The sequence below is a fragment of the Paraburkholderia adhaesiva genome (assembly GCF_021390575.1).
GTDB lineage: Bacteria > Pseudomonadota > Gammaproteobacteria > Burkholderiales > Burkholderiaceae > Paraburkholderia > Paraburkholderia adhaesiva.
In genome coordinates, this window is sequence record NZ_JAJEJQ010000003.1 from 419,383 (window position 1) to 438,536 (window position 19,154).

The following is a 19,154-nucleotide window of genomic DNA, read 5'->3' on the forward strand; positions in this document are numbered from 1 at the left end:
CAGAGGATGTAAATGGCAACGCAAAAACTCAAGGCCGCGATCATCGGATCGGGCAACATCGGCACCGACCTCATGATCAAGATCATGCGGCACGGCAAGCATCTGGAGATGGGTGCGATGGTCGGCATCGACCCGGCGTCGGACGGCCTCGCGCGCGCCGCGCGCCTGGGCGTCGCGACCACGCACGAAGGCGTGCAGGGCCTCGTGAACCTGCCGGTCTTCAAGGACATCGACGTGGTGTTCGACGCCACCTCGGCCGGCGCGCACGTGAAGAACGACGCGTTCCTGCGCCAGCACAAGCCTGGCATCCGCGTGATCGACCTCACGCCCGCGGCGATCGGCCCGTACTGCGTGCCGGTCGTGAATCTCGACGCGCACATCGACGCGCCGAACGTGAACATGGTCACCTGCGGCGGCCAGGCGACGATCCCGATGGTGGCCGCGGTCTCGCGCGTGGCGAAGGTGCATTACGCGGAAATCGTGGCGTCGATCAGCAGCAAGTCGGCGGGCCCCGGCACGCGCGCGAACATCGACGAATTCACCGAAACGACGTCGAAGGCCATCGAAGTGGTGGGCGGCGCGGCGAAGGGCAAGGCGATCATCGTGCTCAATCCGGCCGAGCCGCCGGTGATGATGCGCGACACCGTGTACGTGCTGTCCGAACTTGCGGACCAGGCACGGGTGGAAGCGTCGGTCGAGGAAATGGCGAAGGCCGTGCACGCCTACGTGCCGGGCTACCGCCTCAAGCAGAAGGTGCAGTTCGATGTGATCCCCGAGAGCGCACCGCTGAACATCCCGGGCCGTGGCAAATTCAGCGGCCTGAAGACCTCGGTGTTTCTCGAAGTCGAAGGCGCAGCGCACTATCTGCCGGCCTACGCGGGCAACCTCGACATCATGACCTCGGCGGCGCTGGCCACCGCGGAGCGCATCGCCAGCGCCGCTGTGGCGGCCTGAACGACAACGCGAGAACCACGAACATGAGCAAGAAACTCTATATCTCCGACGTGACGCTGCGCGACGGCAGCCACGCAATCCGCCACCAGTACTCGATCCAGAACGTGCAGGACATCGCGCGTGCGCTGGACCGCGCGAAGGTCGACAGCATCGAGGTGGCACACGGCGACGGCCTGCAGGGCTCGAGCTTCAACTACGGTTTTGGCGCGCACAGCGACCTCGAATGGATCGAGGCGGTGGCCGACGTCGTTACGCACGCGCAGATTGCGACGCTGCTGCTGCCGGGCATCGGCACGATTCACGACCTGAAGGCCGCGTACAACGCAGGCGCGCGCGTGGTACGTGTGGCCACGCACTGCACCGAAGCGGACATCTCGAAGCAGCACATCGAGTATGCACGCGAACTCGGCATGGACACGGTGGGCTTCCTGATGATGAGCCACATGACCACGCCGGAGAATCTCGCCGTTGAAGCGAAGAAGATGGAAAGCTACGGCGCGACCTGCATTTACGTGGTCGATTCGGGCGGCGCGCTGACGATGAACGACGTGCGCGACCGGTTCCGTGCGCTCAAGGGTGTACTCAAGCCCGAAACGACGACGGGCATGCACGCGCACCACAACCTGTCGCTGGGCGTGGCGAACTCGATGGTCGCGGTGGAAGAGGGCTGTGACCGTATCGACGCGTCGCTCGCGGGGATGGGCGCGGGCGCGGGCAATGCGCCGCTCGAAGTGTTCATCGGGGCGGCCGAGCGCATGGGCTGGAATCACGGCACGGATCTGTACACGCTGATGGACGCAGCCGACGACATCGTGCGTCCGCTGCAGGACCGTCCGGTGCGTGTCGATCGCGAGACGCTCGCGCTGGGCTATGCGGGGGTGTATTCGAGCTTCCTGCGCCATTCAGAGGTCGCTGCGAAGAAGTACGGTCTGAAGACCGTCGACATTCTGGTGGAACTGGGCAAGCGCCGTATGGTGGGTGGTCAGGAGGACATGATTGTTGACGTGGCGCTTGATCTGAAGAAGCGCGCTGAAGCCGGACAGCAATAAATACAGCGGCACCGCGCACGGTCTTTGCGATCCGAATAAGCAGGAGGAGCCAATGGTTCCTCCCTGGCGATTAACCAGGTTTTAAAGAGGAAGGTCATCATGACTGCACAGGCAATCACGGAAGCGTCGACGAGCAAGTTCGCCCGCGTAAAGGTGGACGATCAGGACGTGCAGATTCACTACAACGACGTGGGTGCGGGCGCCGAAACGGTCGTGATGCTGCACGGTTCAGGTCCGGGCGCGAGCGGCTGGGCGAACTTCAACCGCAACGTCGAGCCGCTCGTCGCGGCGGGCTACCGCGTGATCCTCATGGATTGCCTCGGCTGGAGCAAGAGCGATCCGATCGTCTGCACCGGCTCGCGCTCCGAACTCAATGGCCGCACGCTGAAGGGCCTGCTCGACGTGCTTGGCATCGAGCGCGTGCATATCCTCGGCAATTCGATGGGCGGCCACAGCGCCGTGGCGTTCGCGCTCGCGAACCCGCAGCGCGTCGGCAAGCTCGTGCTGATGGGTGGCGGCACCGCCGGTCCGAGCAATTTCGCACCGATGCCGACCGAAGGCATCAAGCTGCTTCAGGGTCTCTATCGCGAGCCGACCATCGAGAACCTCAAGCGCATGATGAATGTGTTCGTCTACGATGCGAGCGCGCTCACCGACGCACTCATGCAGGCGCGCCTCGACAACATGCTCGCGCGTCGCGACCATCTGGAGAACTTCGTGAAGAGCCTCGCGGCGAATCCGAAACAGTTCACCGACTACGGTCCGCGCCTTGGCGAAATCGCCGCGCCGACGCTCGTGATCTGGGGCCGCGACGATCGTTTCGTGCCGATGGATACGGGTCTGCGACTGCTCGCGGGAATGCAGAACGCGCAGCTTCACGTGTTCAACCGTTGCGGCCACTGGGCGCAGTGGGAGCATGCTGACGCGTTTAACCGTATGGTGCTGGACTTCCTGCAACACTGATCAGTTGGTTTCTCGCGATGGCGGGTTGGCAACGTCGCGAGTGCTGGACCGGAAAAGGCGGCGTGCGTAACGGCACGTCGCCTTTTTTTCGTGCTTCGGCGAGACTCTAAATCTGGCGACACGGCGTGTGTCGAGTTCGATCTTGAGTTCCCTCGACGACCGACCATACTAATATCCATGAGCAGAGTCGACTTCGGAGGACTGCCATGCCGACGTACCAATACCGCTGCGAGAAGTGCGGAAAAATGTTCGAGAGCGTTGAACACCTCGCTGAACATGAAGCTGCTCATCCGCACTGTCCTGACTGCGGTAGCGAAAAGATTCAGCACGTGCCTACAACATTCATTCCGAAGACTTCAAGGAAGAGTTGAGGGCGCGGGTCTGGTTTTCTGTTCACGCGTCGAGCCGTTGCACGTCAACCGTATCGAAGACGGCGGGTGTATTCGCGCCGTTTGCTGATATCGAGCCCGCTTTTCACGCAAACGCCCGGCAAACGTTACTTTTTCGCGAGTGCGTCGATCCTGTTGACCCGTTTGTCGAACTCACCCTTGTTGCGTTCGCGAAGGTCTTCGAGATCGGACACCACCTTGTTAAACCGTGCGGTCGCCCGGTCGCCCTTGATTTCGTCGATTTTCGCTTTCATTTCGACGAAATCGCTAATGCGCTTGTCGTTCTTTTCTTCGTCGGTAAGCGTGCTGATCAGGACTTCGAGCGCGTCGGAAATGCGCCCTAACTGGCGGCCATAGCTGTCGCTGTTGACGACGGCCTGTTCGGTGGCCGGATCGCCCGAGTTTTCGTTGTTGACGACGACACCTGCGAAGGTCCACGGCAGGATGGGCTCGTTGAGCGATTGCGGCGCGGCGATGAAGGGAAAGAACGAGCGCATCATCGAAGCCCAGTAATTCGCAGCCGGAGCGAACAGCGCGTTATTGTCAGCGGGTGCAGGCATCGCATTCTCCTGGGAGTCCAGACGATAAATTTAGTGCCCTCGATAGAGCGTCGATGCAGGCGACGTTGCGGGCGGCGGCTCCGGAGCGGCAGAGCGCGCGAGGATCTTCTGCATGACATCGCGCACGATGTCGCCTGCGGCGCCAGCCGTCGTCGGCGTGTCGTCCGCCGGACTGGCTGGCGCGGTTTTCGACTGGATGAGGTCCTGCATGTGCTGGGCCGCGGTCGCGTCCTCGCCCAGCGGCGCGAGGTGTTTCGCGACCAGCGCGAGCAGGCTCTGCATGTGCGTTACGTCGCGTCCGCTCGCGGCCTGCAGTGTGGCGGGGTCGATCGTGGGCTCTGACACTTCGATCGACGTTGGGCTGCGTTGCGGATCAAACGGCGCATTCAGCGCTGCGGAGAGGTCGGGCGCGGCGGCTTCGCGTGCGCTCAGCGGTCCCGCGATGCCAAAACAGTTGCGAATGGTTTTGATGATCGAAGTGTGGTCATAAGGCACGGGTCCCGCCGCGCGCACAACGGTGCCCGCGGCGGTGTACGGCGAGACGATGATCGCGGGGACGCGCACGCCGAAGCGGTCGAACGTGAAGCGCTGGGTCGGCCTCGGCGGCTCGGGCTGCGTCGCGGCGGGCGGCGCAACGTGATCGAAGCAGCCGCCGTGTTCGTCGAAGGTCACGATCATGAGCGTTCTGGCCCAGTTCGGCGACGCACGCACGGCGTTATACACGCGCGCGACGAGCGCATCCGCGAACGGTACATGGTGTGGCGGGTGCATATCGTTGGACAGGTTCTGCGCGTCAGGGTAGTACCTCGGCTCGATGAACGCGTACGCGGGTAGTTGGCCTGCCGCGGCGTCGCTGATGAATTCGTCGATCAACCGGAAGTTTCCAAAGTACGGCCACAGGCGCGATAGCAGCGCGGCCTGCGGGAAATCGTGGAAATAGATTTTCCACGGCACGACGCCTTGCAGCTCGTTGAAGATGGTTTGCATCGGAAACGGAAAGCCATCGAGCGTATTGTTTTCGTAGCCGTTGGCCGTACCCGCATGCAGGAAGAACCGGTTGGGCCAGGTCTGGCACGGCGCCGAGGCGAACCAGCGGTCCGAGACGGCGAAACTATTTGCCAGCTGGGTCAGCGCCGGAAGCTCGGCGGGTGTGAAGCAGTGCATGATGTCCGCGCCGTTGCCACCCTTGTTCCGGTAGTTGGCGACGAAGCCGCTCATCGTCGGTACGCCCGTCACAGGCCCGTTGAAGAGTTGCGCATTGATGTCGTCGAACGTTTCGCCGGGGTCGGGATCTGGCGTCGTCGAACAGTCGGTGTCAGGCGGCGTGGTCCATGGTGCGATGCCGTCGTTGCCCGCGCAGTCGGCGCCTTCGAGTCCGTCGAAAGTGGGGTCCGCCGGACGCAAATAGCCGAGGACGTTATCGAACGAACGATTCTCCAGCATCAGCACAACGATGTGCTGTATGGCGGACCAGTCAGTCATCTCGTCTCCTGCAGGTTGCATGAGTCTTGCGATGCTGCGGCCCCGCCCATCGGTTCTTGCTGGCGAAGCAGCTTCACGGATTATCCACGCGAAGCGGGACGGGCGGCGTGAAGGCGCGCGGACGATCCGGTTGCGACGTCAGTGAGTCAAGGTCGTCTATACGCTCGCAACGACGACGATGAATGCGATCGCGATCAGCGGACGCTGACGCAGCGATCACAGAAGGGCGAACGACGATTGCGCTATGAGGAAGGCGTTAGCCGCCCACGCGAGGCGGGCGGCCTGATGAAGCGAAGCGACGAAATCACGGTCATCGTCCCCACAGATCCAAACCGTCAAACGATTCCGGTTGTGTAGAACACGATAATCACGAAGAACACGGCGAGCGTCTTGATGACCGTGACCGCGAAGATGTCGCGATACGATTCGCGGTGCGTGAGGCCCGTTACTGCGAGCAGCGTGATGACCGCGCCGTTGTGCGGAAGCGTGTCCATGCCGCCGCTTGCCATCGCGACCACACGGTGCAGCACTTCCATCGGAATGTTTGCGTACTGCGCGCTCTTGATGAACAGATCGGACATGGCCGCCAGCGCGATGCTCATGCCGCCGGATGCCGACCCGGTGATACCCGCGAGCGCGCTAACGGACACCGCCGCATTGACGAGCGGGTTCGGAATGCTCTTGAGCGCGTCGCTCACGACGAGGAAGCCCGGCAGCGCTGCGATCACGCCGCCGAAGCCATATTCGGACGCGGTGTTCATCGAAGCCAGCAGAGCCCCTGCCACGGCCGCTTTCGTGCCGTTGGCGAAGCGCGAACTGACGCGGTGGAACGCCGTGACGATCACGAGCACGATGCCGAGCACGAGCGCGCCTTCGACGGCCCAGATCCCCACGACCTGCTTGATGGTGGTCGTGACGGGCGCGTGAATGCCGGGCAGCACATCGGGCGTGACGGTGAAGGTCTCGCCGTACCAGATCGGAATCCAGCGCGTGAGCAGAAAGTTCGCCACGCCCACGAGCACGAGCGGAGCGATTGCGAGCAGCGGATTCGGCAGATTGGTCGTTTCGACGCGCTCGGGCTCATTCAAAAGCGACGTGCCATAGCCCTCGCCCGACGCCATCGCGCCGCGGCGGCGCCACTCGAGGTACGTGAGGCCCACGATGACGATGAAGAGCGAGCCGATGATGCCGAGCGCGGGCGCGGCCCACGTGGTCGTCTTGAAGAATGTGGTCGGGATGATGTTCTGGATCTGCGGCGTGCCGGGCAGCGAGTCCATCGTGAACGAGAACGCGCCGAGCGCGATGGCGCCGGGCATCAGCCGTTTCGGGATGTTGCTCTGGCGATAGAGTTCGGCGGCGAACGGATACACCGCGAACACCACGACGAATAGCGACACGCCGCCGTAGGTGAGCAGGGCGCACACCGCGACGATCACGGCGTTGGCGCGCGAGCGGCCGATGTAGCGGATCGCGGCAATAACAATCGATTCGGAGAAGCCCGAGAGTTCGATGACTTTGCCGAAAACGGCGCCGAGCAGGAACACGGGGAAGTACAGCTTCACGAAGCCGACCATCTTCTCCATGAAGATGCTGGAGAACACCGGCGCGACGGCGGTTGGCTCGGTGAGCAGCACGGCGCCGAGCGCGGCGATGGGCGCAAACAGGATCACGCTGTAGCCGCGGTAGGCGGCGAGCATGAGAAACACGAGCGCAGCGATAACGATAACGAACGACATTGAGCCTCCCGTGATAGTTATAGTGGGATGCATAGTGGTGTGTTGCGCCGATTCTACCGAAACGTATCACCGTTGCAGCGCCGCTGTACGGTCCTGGTTTTGCCGCAGGCGGATCGCATGTACGACATGGGGGCGGCGACGCTCTGGAGGGTGGCGATGATCGGCTTCGAACCGGATCAGATCCTTAGGCGGACGATCGTGCGGCGTGGCGTATGGGTGGCGCTCGCGGGCTGTCTTGCGATAAGCGCTGCCGCGCACGCGCAGACGGCCTCAGACGCACAGGCACCGCGCAAGAACTGGTACAACGATCCGTTTTTCGCGCTATCGAGCGCGGTGAGCGCGTGCCCGATGCCGCTCGGGCCGCTGATGACCCAGTCGGAAGCAGAAGACGATGCCCACTACCGTGTGGAGCGCGGCACGACGTGCTGGCTCGCGCACAAGTGCTCGAAGCCGAATTCGTACCTTTATGACGCGGACATTGCCACCGCGATCCGTGAGCGGTTCAAGGGCGACACGTCGCTTGCGAACACGAGTCTCTGGATCACCGTGCAGCGCCGTTTTGTCTACGCGGAAGGATGCGCGAGCGCATCCTTCGACCAGGCCGCGTTGCAGCGCAGCCTCGAAGCGATTCCCGACGTCGAGCAGGTTTTCGTGCGCGTGAGGGCCGATCCGCACGCCGCGCCGCCTTACAAAACGCTGGCTCCATAGAAGTGAGCACGCCCGCGTTGCCGGCTGCAAGCCGCGCAGGCGGCGGCCGGCGTGGCACAATTGCAGGTCGAATAAATAGAAAACCCATCGGGTCCACCATGACACGTCCAGATTCGTCGCCGTTGTTCCGTTTTCTCAGGCTGCCGGTCGCGCTGAGCGCGGGCATGGTGTTCGCCGCTTTGTCCGCGTGCGGCAGCAGCACGCCGCCGCTGTTTCTCTCCGACGGCCGCCCGACGATCCAGGTGCAATGTCCGGCAGCGGGCGACCGTGACTCCTGCGCACAGCAGGCGCGTGCGCGTTGCGGCGGCGCCTATGACACGGTTGGCTCGTCCATCGAGGGAGACAACTTCAACCTCGTCTTTGCCTGCCGCGCCAAATAAGTCGCTGCACTTCGCCGGCCGGCCAGCGTCCGTCTGACGTGCCGGTCGAATACGAACAGATGAATCGACGCCGTATCTATCGACCTAAGTCGTTCGGCGTAAAAACCTTCCAGAACCCGAAGAAATCGATTGTTTCGTAAATGGCACGCAACACGCCGCCATATTTTGATTCGCTCAATTCTGCTGTGTTCTTGTGGCTGAAATCCGACGCTTTCTGCCGTCCAGAAAATGCAGCGAGCATACCGCTCCACAATTCAGTAATATTCGAGCGTTATAACCGCGGTTTATCCCGTTGAAGTCTGAAGTGAATGCACCATCCGTTTTTTCTGGGTTGGTCGGGGCTTCCGTGCGGCAACCAACGGATAGCCGCGCGTACGAAATTTATTGTTCAGAGGTACCTGGGGCCTATATATTGCGGTGTGCGTGGCAATATCCGGCACGAGTCCGGATAAAAAGAATCAAGAACGATATTCGGGTATTTGTAAAAAATCAGAAATTACGTAGATGCGCCGGCCCGCGCGTCATTAAATGGCTTGTCATTACCGGGGACCACAGTGAATCACCATCAACTCGAGAAAGATATCGAGCATCTGGAACATGTCATTGCACGGCTTTCTGGGCAGGATCGCATTCCGCTTTCATATTGGCGAGAGCGGGTCGAATCGGTGATGAGCGCGGATCTCGTACCGTCACAGGTGCAGCGTGTGAAGCGGCTCAAAGAGGCACTGAGCGAGCTTGAGCAGCGCGTCGACGAAAGCCGGCGGCGCTAGGCGGTGGCAGGTGGTGCCGGGTTGTGCCGGGTTGTGCGATCGCGAAACGGATTGCCCACGCGTTGCGAAAAAGAGGCGCAATCCGGCGCGCTTTCACTTCAGAACGGTCACAATGTCGTCGTGTGACCGAACCGGAGAACACCTTCCATGCCGAGCTACAAGCAATTGACCGCCCAACTTGAGAAGCTTCACAAGGAAGTTGCCGCTGCCCGTGAAAAAGAAATCGAGCAGGCAATCGCGGACATCAAGGAGAAAATTGCCGAGTACGACATCACGCCGGAAGAACTCGGTTTTACGAGCCGCGTAGCCGCGAAGCACAAGAAACCGCAGCCGGCCCGCTATATGGATCCGAAAACCGGCCAGACGTGGAGCGGCCGCGGCCGTGCGCCGGGCTGGCTCGCCGGCAAGAACCGCGAGCGCTTCCTCATCAAGGAGTGACTGGCCGCCTCCCGCGCGCGTTTTGCGGGGGCGTGCAGTTTCAGGCTGGCAGATGCCACACTCCCCGCAAAAGCTCGCCCTGAGCCGCTCCCGCGGCCCGTACGGAGATCGTTTGCGCGCCGCATGTAGCCGTGCCACCCATATGCCCGTATCGAATTTTCGTCGCGCGCTGCAATGCCGTGTATCATTCGTCCCCGGCGCCGCTTTGCGTCGTTTCGCGCCGGTGTGAGTCCTGATTTCCGGACCGTTCGTGCTATTTGCGCGCTGCGCCGGATGCCGTGGCTGCCCTGCGATGCCGTCCGCTGCCGTTTGCTGAGCGGACCCGGCTGGTGGCCCACACCGCCGCCCATGCTGCAACCCATGCCTCGTGCTGCCCGGTTGCCTGAATTTCATCTGTGATACCCAGCCCGATGTCAGTTTCTGTTTCCGAACTTGAACGCCGCCGCACGTTTGCGGTCATCTCTCACCCGGACGCGGGCAAGACCACGCTGACCGAAAAGCTGCTGCTTTTCTCGGGCGCGATCCAGATCGCCGGTACCGTGAAGGGCAAGAAAAGCGGCCGCTTCGCGACGTCCGACTGGATGGAGATCGAAAAGCAGCGCGGCATTTCGGTAGCGAGTTCGGTCATGCAGTTCGAGTATGGCGACGCCGTCATCAATCTGCTCGACACGCCGGGCCACGAGGACTTCTCGGAAGACACCTACCGCGTGCTGACGGCGGTGGACGCCGCCGTGATGGTGATCGACGGTGCAAACGGTGTGGAAGCGCAGACGCTCAAGCTGCTCGAAGTCTGCCGCAGCCGCAAGACGCCGATTCTCACGTTCATCAACAAGCTCGACCGCGAAGTGCGCGAGCCGCTCGACCTGCTCGACGAGATCGAACAGCACCTCGGTGTGGCGGCGGTGCCGTTCACCTGGCCCATCGGCATGGGCAAGGAGTTCCAGGGCGTCTACGACATCCAGCGCGACCAGGTGCGCGTGTTCCGCGCGGGCGAGCAATCGCTCGGCGGTGCGGTGGAAACGCTTCAGGCGATCAGCGACGAAGAAGGCGAGCGCCGCTTCGGCTATCACTGGAAGCGCACGAAGGAAGAGGTCGAACTGATTACCGGCGCGACGCCGACGTTCGATCGCGAGGCGTTTCTAGCCGGCGAGCAGTCGCCGGTGCTGTTCGGCTCGGCGATCAACAACTTCGGCGTGAAAGAGATTCTCGATGCCCTCGTCGATCTCGCGCCGCCGCCGTCGCCGCGCATGGCCGTTCAGCGTCCTGTCGATCCCAGCGAGCCGAAATTCACGGGCGTCGTGTTCAAGGTCCAGGCCAACATGGACCTCGCGCACCGCGACCGCGTGGCGTTCATCCGCGTGTGTTCGGGCCGCTTCGAGCGCGGCATGCAACTGAAGGTCACGCGCAACAACAAGACGTTCCGCGCGAACAACGTGGTGAGCTTCCTCTCGCAGCGTCGCGAGACCGTGGCAGAGGCGTACCCTGGCGATATCATCGGTATTCCTAATCATGGCACGCTGAGCCTCGGCGATACGCTAACCGAAGGCGAGGATCTCCAGTTCACCGGCCTGCCGTTCTTCGCGCCGGAAATTTTCCAGACCATCGAAGTGGTCGATCCGATGCGCGCGAAGCAGCTGGGCGAAGCGCTCAAGCAGCTCGGCGAGGAAGGGGCGATCCAGGTGTTCCGCCCGCTGCACGGCGGTTCGATGATTCTGGGCGCCGTGGGCCAACTGCAGTTCGAAGTGGTGTCGCACCGTCTGTCCGCGGAATACAAGGTGGACGTGCGCATCATGCCCGCGCGCTACCGCCTCTCGCGCTGGGTCACCTGCGACGACGCCACCGAACTGCGCCGCTTCACCGATTCTTACGCGGCCCGCATGGCCTACGACGCGTCGAACGCGCCGACTTACCTCGCTTCGCACATCTCCGAAATCGAAGTCGCGCAGAAGGCGTGGCCGAAGATCGTGTTCAACGAGTTGCGCGAGCATTCGGGCGCGCCGTTCCGCAAAGGGCTGTAATAGCCCGCTTCACTCCGCGCGCAGGTTTTGTCCTCGCGCGCGGACGTCTTTCCCGCGCCGCGCGCGGCGACCTGAGCTGTGTTGCCATGCCGCTTGCCGGCATGGAATCCCCACGAATCCTCTACGCATGGCGGGCAACAACTCGTCTTTCGCGCTGAAAATACCTTGCGCGAAGTCTGCGCGCCGACTCCACGATTCGCATATCCTGACGCGGATACAGAAAGAACGTCTGTGACGTTCATCCGACAAGTCAGGAGAGACTGTGACAGTACGCAATCTCGATGCGATATTTCAGCCGAAATCGATTGCCGTGATCGGCGCTTCGCGGCGCCCCGGCAGCGTCGGCGAAATGGTGTGGCGGCGCTTGATCGAAGGGGGATTCACCGGTCCGTTGTGGGCCGTCAATCCGCGCCACGCCAACTACGCCGAAGGCTTCGATGGGCGCCCCGTCCTGTCCGACGCGGGCGATCTGCCCGAAGCACCCACGGTCGCCGTGATCTGCACGCGGCCCGCTACGTGGCCGTCGCTCGTGCATCGCCTCGGCGGCATGGGCACGCGCGCGGCGATCCTCATCGGCGAAGTGAACAGTGCCGACGACCACGCCCACCTTCGCCACACCCTGGCCGCAGCGCGGCCGCACCTGCTGCGTATCGTCGGGCCGGGTAGCGTCGGTGTCATCACGCCTGCGCTCAACGCGCAACTGGGCGCGGCGGCGACGGTCGCGCGGCCCGGTGGCGTGGCATGGGTTTCGCAGTCGAACGCACTCACTAACGCCGTGCTGCGCTGGGCCGACCGGCGCGGACTTGGCTTCTCGCATGCGATCGCGCTCGGCGGCGAAGCGGACGTCGACGCTGGGGACGTCCTCGACTACCTCGCGAGCGATCCGTCGACGCGCGCCATCCTGCTCGAACTCGACTCGGTGCGCGCGGCGCGCAAGTTCATGTCGGCGGCCCGCGCGGCGGCGCGTAACAAGCCGGTCCTCGCGCTGCGCAGCGGGCGCGACGATCCGGGCGACGGGCTCTATACCGCGGCGTTCCGGCGCGCGGGCATGGTGCGCGTGGACACGCTCGACGACCTGCTCGACGAAATCGAAACGCTCGGCGTGGGCCGGGTTGCCGCGAGCGACACGGCCACGCTCATCACGAGCGACCGTGGTGTCGCGACGCTGGCGCGCGACGCGTTCAACATGGCGGGCGACACGCTCGCGGCCTGGCACGACGACGCGCGCGCGGCGATGAGCGCGGCGCTGCCGCACGTGCAGCCCGGTAATCCGCTAGTACTCGGCGAAACGGCGACGCCCGAGCATTTCGCGCTCGCGCTGCAGACGCTCGGGCCGTATCCGAAGACGGGCACGGTGTTCGTCGTGCACGGGCCGACGCATAGCGCGCCGGTCGAAGACGTGGCCCGCACGCTCATCGAGAATCAGCGCGTGGCGTATCGCGGGGTGCTGGCGTGCTTCTTCGGCGGCGTGGATGCCGCCATGCGCGACGCGTTGCACGCGCATGGCATCCCGGTGCATACGACGCCACGGCGGCTCGCGCGCGCGTTCACGCGTCTCGTCGATTACAGGCTTGGCCGCGCACTGCTGATGCAGACACCCGAAGGCACCCCCGCACAGCGCGCCGATGCGATCGACGCCGCGCAGGTGCTGGCGCGCGAAGCGCTGGCGGCGGGCCAGTCCGAGCTGACCGGCGGGGCGGCGTCGAAGCTGCTGGGCCTGTTCGGCCTGCGGACCTGGAGGCCCGGCGAAAGCAAGACGCTGGACGCGGTCGAGCCGGTGGTCGAGGTGGCCGTGGAGTTTCGCGACGACGAGAATTTCGGTCCGGTGTTCTACTTCGTCGCGCCGTCCATGGACGGCAGTTCGCCGCCCTTGCGCGTTTACGGGTTGCCCCCGCTCAATCCGACGTTGGCGCGCGACATCGTCACACAGTCGCCGCACGCGCAGCGCCTCGACACGCCTGAGCCGCCGCTCATCGCGCTTACCGAACTTTCGCAGGCCGTGTGCGACGTCCACGAGATCGTCGGCATGGAGTTGACGCTGCGGATCTTGCCCGCCGAAACGCTGCTCGCGGCGCCGCGCCTCAAGCTCGCCGCCAAGCGCAGCCGCTTCGCGATCATGCCGTATCCGCGCCGGCTCGAAGAGACGCTTGACTGGTACGGCCAGCGTCTCACGATCCGGCCGATTCGCCCCGAGGACGAAGAGCCGCATCGCGCGCTGATCGCGTCGATGACGCCTGAAGATTTGCGTCTGCGGTTCTTTTCGGCAGTGCGCAGCTTCGACCATACGCAGCTGGCACGCATGACGCAGATCGATTACGACCGCGAGATGGCGCTCATCGCGACGGTCGAGGACGAAGACGGCAAGCCGCGCACCCTCGGCGTGGTGCGCGCAGTGACGGATCCGGACAACGAGACCGCGGAGTTCGCGGTGACCGTGCTCTCCAACCTCAAGGGGCGCGGCCTCGGACACATGCTGATGGAGCGGATCATCGCGTATGCACGCTCGCGTGGTACGCACTGGATGCTCGGCGAGGCGTTGCGCGAGAACACGCCGATGATTCGCCTTGCGCGTTCAGTCGGCTTCACCGTGACGCCGACTGAGGACCCCGGGGTGGTTGGCTTCCGGATGCCGCTTGATTGACGAAGTTTTGACGCTGATGGCCTGAATCGGGTTCAAGCCGGTTCAGGCGGCATCATGGCTGCAGTCGCGAAACGCAGCCGCCTAAAATCAGGCAGCGAGCTTCGCGCGTGCGTCGTCCACCTGGGCGCGCTTGAGCGCGAGCTCTTCGAGCCAGGTATCGCTGTACTGCGCGCCGGTTTCCTTTTCGAGGCGCGCGATGGTCGCGGCGCAGCGCGCGGCGTCCTTCGGCGTCGCGATAAAGGCCTTGACGGACTGGCCGCCCTGGAACGCTTCGAAGAGCGGCGCGCGGACTTCTTCGGGCAGCGTGCGCGTCCACTGATGCGTCTTGCCGTTGAACGTCAGCGTCGGCGGCAGCACGCGCTCCTTTTTCGTCGCCGGAATCAGGCCGAAATTGCGCGCGGCTTCGGCGATCTGCTCTGGCGAGAACAGTTCGTCAGGCGTGATGTGGAACTGTTCGATCGCGGTTTCGACGGTCTTCATCGCATTCGCGCGGTCGTCGCGCTTCTTCTGCGCGCGTGCGACGATGTCGCGCAATTCGTCGGCCTCGTCGCTCGTGATCGTGAAGCTCGCCTGCTTCTGCTGAAGCTCGGAAAAGCGCTGGAATTCTTGATCGGTCAGAAGTTTCGCCATGTGGAGTGCGTGCGCGGTGGCCGCGTGCCCGAAAAGACGGGCGCGGCGTGCTGGAATTTGAAAGGGCCGCCATTCTAACGTTTCGCGCGCACGCGTTCCAGTCGGGCGGGGCCGCATCGAGGGGGCCTGAACGTGTCACGCCTCGATGTCGGAAGCGTCTGATGTTCGCGCGCGGCGGCGCTTCCTATCATCGCGGGATGAAAAACACCGCCCCCCATTCTTCCTCCGCGCGCTCAGCAACGCTCCTCACTCGCGGCATCGACCTGCTGGACGCCGGCAAACTCGCCCTCGCCGAAACGATGTTTCGCGAACTGCTGGCACAAGACCCCACTCATCCCGACGCGCTCCATCAACTCGGCGTGACGCTCTCGCGGCAGTCGCGCTACGAGCAAGCGGAGCAGGCGATCCGCTCGGCGCTCGCGATCCGCGAGACGGGTCCGTACTGGCGCGATCTCGGCTGGGCGCTGCTCTGGCAGGGCCGCGACGCGGACGCGATCGCAGCGTATCGCAGCGCCATCGGCGCGGGCTTGCGCGACGCGCGCATGTTCAACAATCTCGGCAACCTGCTCAAAAAGTCCAACGCACAAGCACAGGCCGAGGCGTGTTACCGCGAAGCCATTGCCGCCGATCCGGCCTACGCGCTCGCCTATGGCAATCTCGCGATGCTGCAGCAGGACGCGGGACGCGTCGATGAGGCCGAAGCGAGCCTGCGCCAGGCGCTCACGATCAATTCCACGTCGGCGCACCTGTGGCAGTGCTACGGTGGCCTGCTGGAGCGTCTGAACCGCCTCGACGAGGCCGACGAAGCCTATTGCCGCGGCGGACGATGGGAGTCGGCGCAGTACGTGCGGCGGCGGGAAGCGCACTGGCATCAACTCCCGCAGATCGACGAGGCGGCGCTGGCGATGGTCGCGTCCGGCGAGGCCGAAAATCTGACGCCGTGGGGCCTCCTCGGCATTCCGTCGCTAACGCCTGCGCTGCATCGCGACGCCGGGCGGCGCTTCGCAGGCAGCCGCTGGCGCGGCGAACTCGCAGCGGTGCCGCTCGTTTCGCGTGGTGCGGGCCTTGCTGCGGCACTCGCAGCGTTTGCACAGGGCGGCCGCTTGCGCATCGGCTACCTGTCGTCGGATTTTCACGACCACGCGACGATGCGTCTCGTCGCCGGCGTGCTCGAACTGCACGATCCGGCGTGTTTCGACGTCCATCTGTATTCGTGGAGCCCCAGCGCCGGCGATGCGTGGGGCGCGCGACTCGCGACCCTGCCAGCGACGCTGCACGACATTCGCGCGATGAGCGACGAGCAGGCCGCAGCGCAGATCGCGCATGACGGCGTGCATGTACTCGTCGACCTGAAGGGCTACACGACCGATACGCGGCTGGGCATCACGGCGCTGCGGCCCGCGCCGGTGATCGTGAGCTGGCTTGGCTACCCAGGCTCGCTTGGCCACGCGCGGCTCGCGGACTACTTGATCGGCGACGCGGTGGTGACGCCGCCCGAAACGGCTGGACACTACAGCGAGACGCTCGCGCTGATGCCGCATTGCTATCAGCCGAACGATCACCGGCGCCTCGTGCCACAGGCGCCGTCGCGCGCCGAGGCCGGGTTGCCCGCGAACGGTGTGGTGTTCTGCAGTTTCAACCAGACGTTCAAGCTCGGCGCGCAGATGATGGCGATCTGGTGCTGGCTGCTTGCAGCAGTGCCGGGCAGCGTGCTGTGGCTGCTCGCGCCGGGCTCGGAGCGCGCCGAGTCGAACCTGCGGGCGTTCGTTCAGGCACAGAATGTCGATCCATCGCGAGTGATTTTCGCGCCGCGCGTGAAGCAGGATGCGCACCTCGCGCGCCTGCAACTGGCCGATTGCGCGCTCGACACGCTGCCTGTGGGCTCGCATACCACTGGCAGCGACGCGCTTTGGGCGGGGGTGCCGATGGTGACCGTCGCGGGCGATCTGTTCGCCGGACGCGTGGGCGCGAGCCTTTTGCACACGGTCGGGCTTCAGGCGCTCGTCGCGCGCGATCTCGACGCGTACTTCCAGCTTGCGCTTGCGATCGCAACCGATCCGGGCTGGCGCACCGAATTACGTGAGCACCTCGCGAGGGCGCGTTACGAGTCGCCGCTCTTCGACGCTCAACAGTTCACGCGTGATCTCGAACGGCTCTACGTGGCGATCGTGGAGCGCGAAGCGCGCGGCGAAGGCGCGAGCCGCGAACCGGTGGCAGTGCCGTAACCGAAGCGCACGCCTGCGTCAGCTTTCCTCGTCCCGGAACATCGACAACGCCTGCCCGATATCACCGAGCATCCGGGTCGCCTCATCGAGCGATGGGGCCACATATTCGTCGATCCGCTTCAGGAACGGGCACGTGAGTGCCGCGATGGCTTGCCCCGATGGTCCGAGCACCGGAAAGGTAACGTCCGTCACGCCGAAGATCTGCTGGCTGTCCTTGCGTGAGAAACCCACCTCGCGCACTTGCGCGCACGCCGCCTCCAGCGCCGCGTGGTCGATCGTCACTTCGCCCTTCACCTGCGTATGCTCCGCGAGCATGTGCGCTCGCTGCTCCGGCGTCTGGTAAGCGAGGATCGTGCGTCCTGAGCTCGTATCGACGAGCCCCACGCGCGAGCCGAGCCGCACCGCGATCCCCCATGTGCCAGGACCGTCCACCTGCGCGATCACGAGCAGGTTGCCGCGGTCGTACACGGCCAGATGGCAGGACTGCTCGGCTTCGTCGGCGAAGTGCCGCATCAGCGGCAGCGCTTGCGCGATCAGGCGATCGAGCGGCGGATGCCGATGCGCGAGCGCGAAGAGCTTCAGGCTCAGCATGTAGCGGTCGCCTTCCTCCGAGCGCATCACGTACTGCCGCGCAACGAGCCGCTCCAGCATCCGGTAGATCTCGCTCGCGTTGCGGCCCAGCGCCTTCGTGATCTCCGCACGCGTGAGGCCGCCGCGCTGCTCGGCCAGCAGTTCGAGGATGTCGAGCCCCTTGTCCAGCGCGGGCGCGCGGTAGCGGTCGGCGTCGTCTTTCTCGTCCGGCTCCTGGTTTTTCGGTTGGGCTTCCATCTGATCTCTCCCCGTCGTTGTCATTCCATTATCCGGGCGCTCGCGCCTCGCGCGGGCGTAGCCCCAGGGAAATCACCGGTCTTTGCTGCGGTGCACATTCCTTGACCTTCTTTCATTCGTATATGAATAATACGTTCACTGGTGAATTTCAAAACACCGGAGTCGTCTGGAATGTGAAGGGGGCAGTCGCAGCGGTGCGCTGGCGGTCCGGTCGTTCCACGCGGACGCGGCGCTCAACATCGATGGTTCACAACTACAGAATCAGGAGACAGACATGGCGTTCGCATTCGCATCCGGGCCCGGGACGGCCCGCCGTATTACTGAATCGGCGGCCTGTGCCGTCGGCCTGGTCCGCGCACGGACGAGCGCTGCCGCGAAGGCGCTGAGCGTCGCGGCGGCCTGCACGGCGGCGCTTGCCGCCACCGGCCCCGCTCACGCGGCGGACATTGGCAAGGTCGGCCTCGGCCTGCCGCTGCTCACTTCGCCCTTCTGGCAGTCGTACGACAACTACCTGACGGTCTACGCGAAGCAGATGGGCCTCGACGTCCTCGCGCCCGTCAACTCGAACAACGACCCTGCGCAGCAGATCACCGACATGAACAACATGGTGAATCTGAACGCGAAGGGCATCGTGGTCGGCCCGATCGATTCGGCGGCGATCAGCCGTGCGCTCGACAGCGCTGCGCAGAAGGACGTGAAGGTGGTCGCGGTGGATGTCGCGCCGACCCAGGGCAAGGTGGCGATGGTGGTGCGCGCCGACAACCACGCGTACGGCGAAAAGGCCTGCCAGTACATCGGCGAGCACGTGAAGTCGGGCAAGGTCGTGCAGATCATGGGCGACCTCGCTTCCGTGAACGGGCGCGACCGTTCCGAGGCGTTTCGCGCGTGCCTGAAGCACTATCCGAACCTCTCGTTGCTGGAGATCCCGGCAGCCTGGAAGGGCGACGTGGCCGCGAGCGCGCTGGACAGCCTGCTCACCGCGAATGCCGACGTGAAGGCCATCTACATGCAGGCGGGCGGCGTGTATCTCTCGCCGACGCTGCAAACGCTGCGCCGCAAGCAGTTGCTCTTCCCGGCGGGCGATCCGAAGCACGTCGTGATTGTGTCGAACGATGGAATTCCTCAGGAGTTCGATGCAATCCGCAAGGGTGAGATCGACGCGACCGTCTCGCAGCCCGCCGATCTCTACGCGAAATATGGCCTCTACTACATCAAGGCCGCGCTGGAGGGCAAGACGTTCAAGCCGGGGAAAACCGACCACGACAGCACGATCGTGCAATTGCAGCCCGGGATTCTCGAAGACCAGTTGCCCGCACCGCTCGTGACGAAGGCGAACGTCGACGACAAGAACCTGTGGGGCAATACGGTTAAATGAGCGGTCAA

18 protein-coding genes are annotated in these 19,154 nt (G+C 64.1%); 12 read left to right on the forward strand and 6 right to left on the reverse strand.

The features are described 5' to 3' along the window. Positions 1 to 12: 12 nt before the first annotated feature. The 4 genes from L0U80_RS25970 (at position 13) to L0U80_RS25985 (ending at position 3,337) form a co-directional block, all read left to right on the forward strand. On the forward strand, positions 13 to 954 hold the full coding sequence (locus L0U80_RS25970) for an acetaldehyde dehydrogenase (acetylating) (protein WP_233862264.1): 942 nt from the start codon (positions 13 to 15) through the stop codon (positions 952 to 954). A gap of 23 nt (positions 955 to 977) precedes the next feature. Beyond that, a complete protein-coding gene (gene dmpG, locus L0U80_RS25975) occupies positions 978 to 2,003 on the forward strand; it encodes a 4-hydroxy-2-oxovalerate aldolase (protein WP_233872693.1) in 1,026 nt (341 codons plus the stop codon). A 99-nt stretch (positions 2,004 to 2,102) separates the two neighbouring features. Next, positions 2,103 to 2,966 (forward strand): alpha/beta fold hydrolase, encoded by an 864-nt coding sequence (locus L0U80_RS25980; protein WP_233872728.1) that lies wholly within the window; start codon positions 2,103 to 2,105, stop codon positions 2,964 to 2,966. Between the two features lie 206 nt (positions 2,967 to 3,172). Then, complete coding sequence (locus L0U80_RS25985) at positions 3,173 to 3,337, forward strand: FmdB family zinc ribbon protein (RefSeq protein ID WP_233872732.1); 165 nt, start codon at positions 3,173 to 3,175, stop codon at positions 3,335 to 3,337. A gap of 125 nt (positions 3,338 to 3,462) precedes the next feature. Here L0U80_RS25985 and L0U80_RS25990 read toward each other — a convergent pair whose 3' ends face one another. From L0U80_RS25990 to L0U80_RS26000, 3 genes are all read right to left on the reverse strand, one after another. Next, the gene (locus tag L0U80_RS25990; protein WP_233872736.1) at positions 3,463 to 3,915 is read right to left on the reverse strand and encodes a hypothetical protein; all 453 of its coding nucleotides are present in this window, start codon (positions 3,913 to 3,915) and stop codon (positions 3,463 to 3,465) included. Between the two features lie 30 nt (positions 3,916 to 3,945). Then, positions 3,946 to 5,397: an alkaline phosphatase family protein gene (locus L0U80_RS25995; RefSeq protein WP_233872738.1), complete on the reverse strand. Its 1,452-nt coding sequence runs from the start codon at positions 5,395 to 5,397 to the stop codon at positions 3,946 to 3,948. A gap of 335 nt (positions 5,398 to 5,732) precedes the next feature. After that, positions 5,733 to 7,133, reverse strand: coding sequence for a GntP family permease (locus tag L0U80_RS26000; RefSeq protein WP_233872741.1), 1,401 nt, complete (start codon positions 7,131 to 7,133; stop codon positions 5,733 to 5,735). 117 nt (positions 7,134 to 7,250) lie between these two features. Between L0U80_RS26000 and L0U80_RS26005 the strand changes: the two genes are divergently transcribed. After that, a complete protein-coding gene (locus tag L0U80_RS26005; RefSeq protein ID WP_373322294.1) occupies positions 7,251 to 7,841 on the forward strand; it encodes a BON domain-containing protein in 591 nt (196 codons plus the stop codon). 98 nt (positions 7,842 to 7,939) lie between these two features. Next, positions 7,940 to 8,221, forward strand: coding sequence for a hypothetical protein (locus L0U80_RS26010; protein ID WP_233872744.1), 282 nt, complete (start codon positions 7,940 to 7,942; stop codon positions 8,219 to 8,221). 76 nt (positions 8,222 to 8,297) lie between these two features. On the opposite strand, the gene L0U80_RS26015 is transcribed toward L0U80_RS26010, so the two are convergent. Next, a complete protein-coding gene (locus L0U80_RS26015; RefSeq protein WP_233872746.1) occupies positions 8,298 to 8,462 on the reverse strand; it encodes a hypothetical protein in 165 nt (54 codons plus the stop codon). Positions 8,463 to 8,775: 313 nt separating this feature from the next. Here L0U80_RS26015 and L0U80_RS26020 point away from each other — a divergent pair, with 313 nt between their 5' ends. From L0U80_RS26020 to L0U80_RS26035, 4 genes are all read left to right on the forward strand, one after another. Beyond that, complete coding sequence (locus L0U80_RS26020; RefSeq protein ID WP_233872749.1) at positions 8,776 to 8,991, forward strand: hypothetical protein; 216 nt, start codon at positions 8,776 to 8,778, stop codon at positions 8,989 to 8,991. 147 nt (positions 8,992 to 9,138) lie between these two features. Further along, positions 9,139 to 9,429 (forward strand): H-NS histone family protein, encoded by a 291-nt coding sequence (locus L0U80_RS26025; protein ID WP_233872752.1) that lies wholly within the window; start codon positions 9,139 to 9,141, stop codon positions 9,427 to 9,429. 410 nt (positions 9,430 to 9,839) lie between these two features. Beyond that, positions 9,840 to 11,447, forward strand: coding sequence for a peptide chain release factor 3 (locus tag L0U80_RS26030; protein ID WP_233872755.1), 1,608 nt, complete (start codon positions 9,840 to 9,842; stop codon positions 11,445 to 11,447). Between the two features lie 262 nt (positions 11,448 to 11,709). After that, positions 11,710 to 14,088, forward strand: coding sequence for a GNAT family N-acetyltransferase (locus tag L0U80_RS26035; protein ID WP_233872758.1), 2,379 nt, complete (start codon positions 11,710 to 11,712; stop codon positions 14,086 to 14,088). An 87-nt stretch (positions 14,089 to 14,175) separates the two neighbouring features. Here L0U80_RS26035 and L0U80_RS26040 read toward each other — a convergent pair whose 3' ends face one another. After that, on the reverse strand, positions 14,176 to 14,718 hold the full coding sequence (locus L0U80_RS26040; protein WP_233872761.1) for a hypothetical protein: 543 nt from the start codon (positions 14,716 to 14,718) through the stop codon (positions 14,176 to 14,178). A gap of 197 nt (positions 14,719 to 14,915) precedes the next feature. Between L0U80_RS26040 and L0U80_RS26045 the strand changes: the two genes are divergently transcribed. Continuing rightward, positions 14,916 to 16,943, forward strand: a complete 2,028-nt coding sequence (locus L0U80_RS26045) for an O-linked N-acetylglucosamine transferase, SPINDLY family protein (protein WP_233872764.1) — start codon at positions 14,916 to 14,918, stop codon at positions 16,941 to 16,943. An 18-nt stretch (positions 16,944 to 16,961) separates the two neighbouring features. Here L0U80_RS26045 and L0U80_RS26050 read toward each other — a convergent pair whose 3' ends face one another. Further along, complete coding sequence (locus L0U80_RS26050) at positions 16,962 to 17,771, reverse strand: IclR family transcriptional regulator (protein WP_233872767.1); 810 nt, start codon at positions 17,769 to 17,771, stop codon at positions 16,962 to 16,964. Positions 17,772 to 18,045: 274 nt separating this feature from the next. Between L0U80_RS26050 and L0U80_RS26055 the strand changes: the two genes are divergently transcribed. Then, a complete protein-coding gene (locus L0U80_RS26055) occupies positions 18,046 to 19,146 on the forward strand; it encodes a sugar ABC transporter substrate-binding protein (RefSeq protein ID WP_233872770.1) in 1,101 nt (366 codons plus the stop codon). Positions 19,147 to 19,154 lie beyond the last annotated feature (8 nt).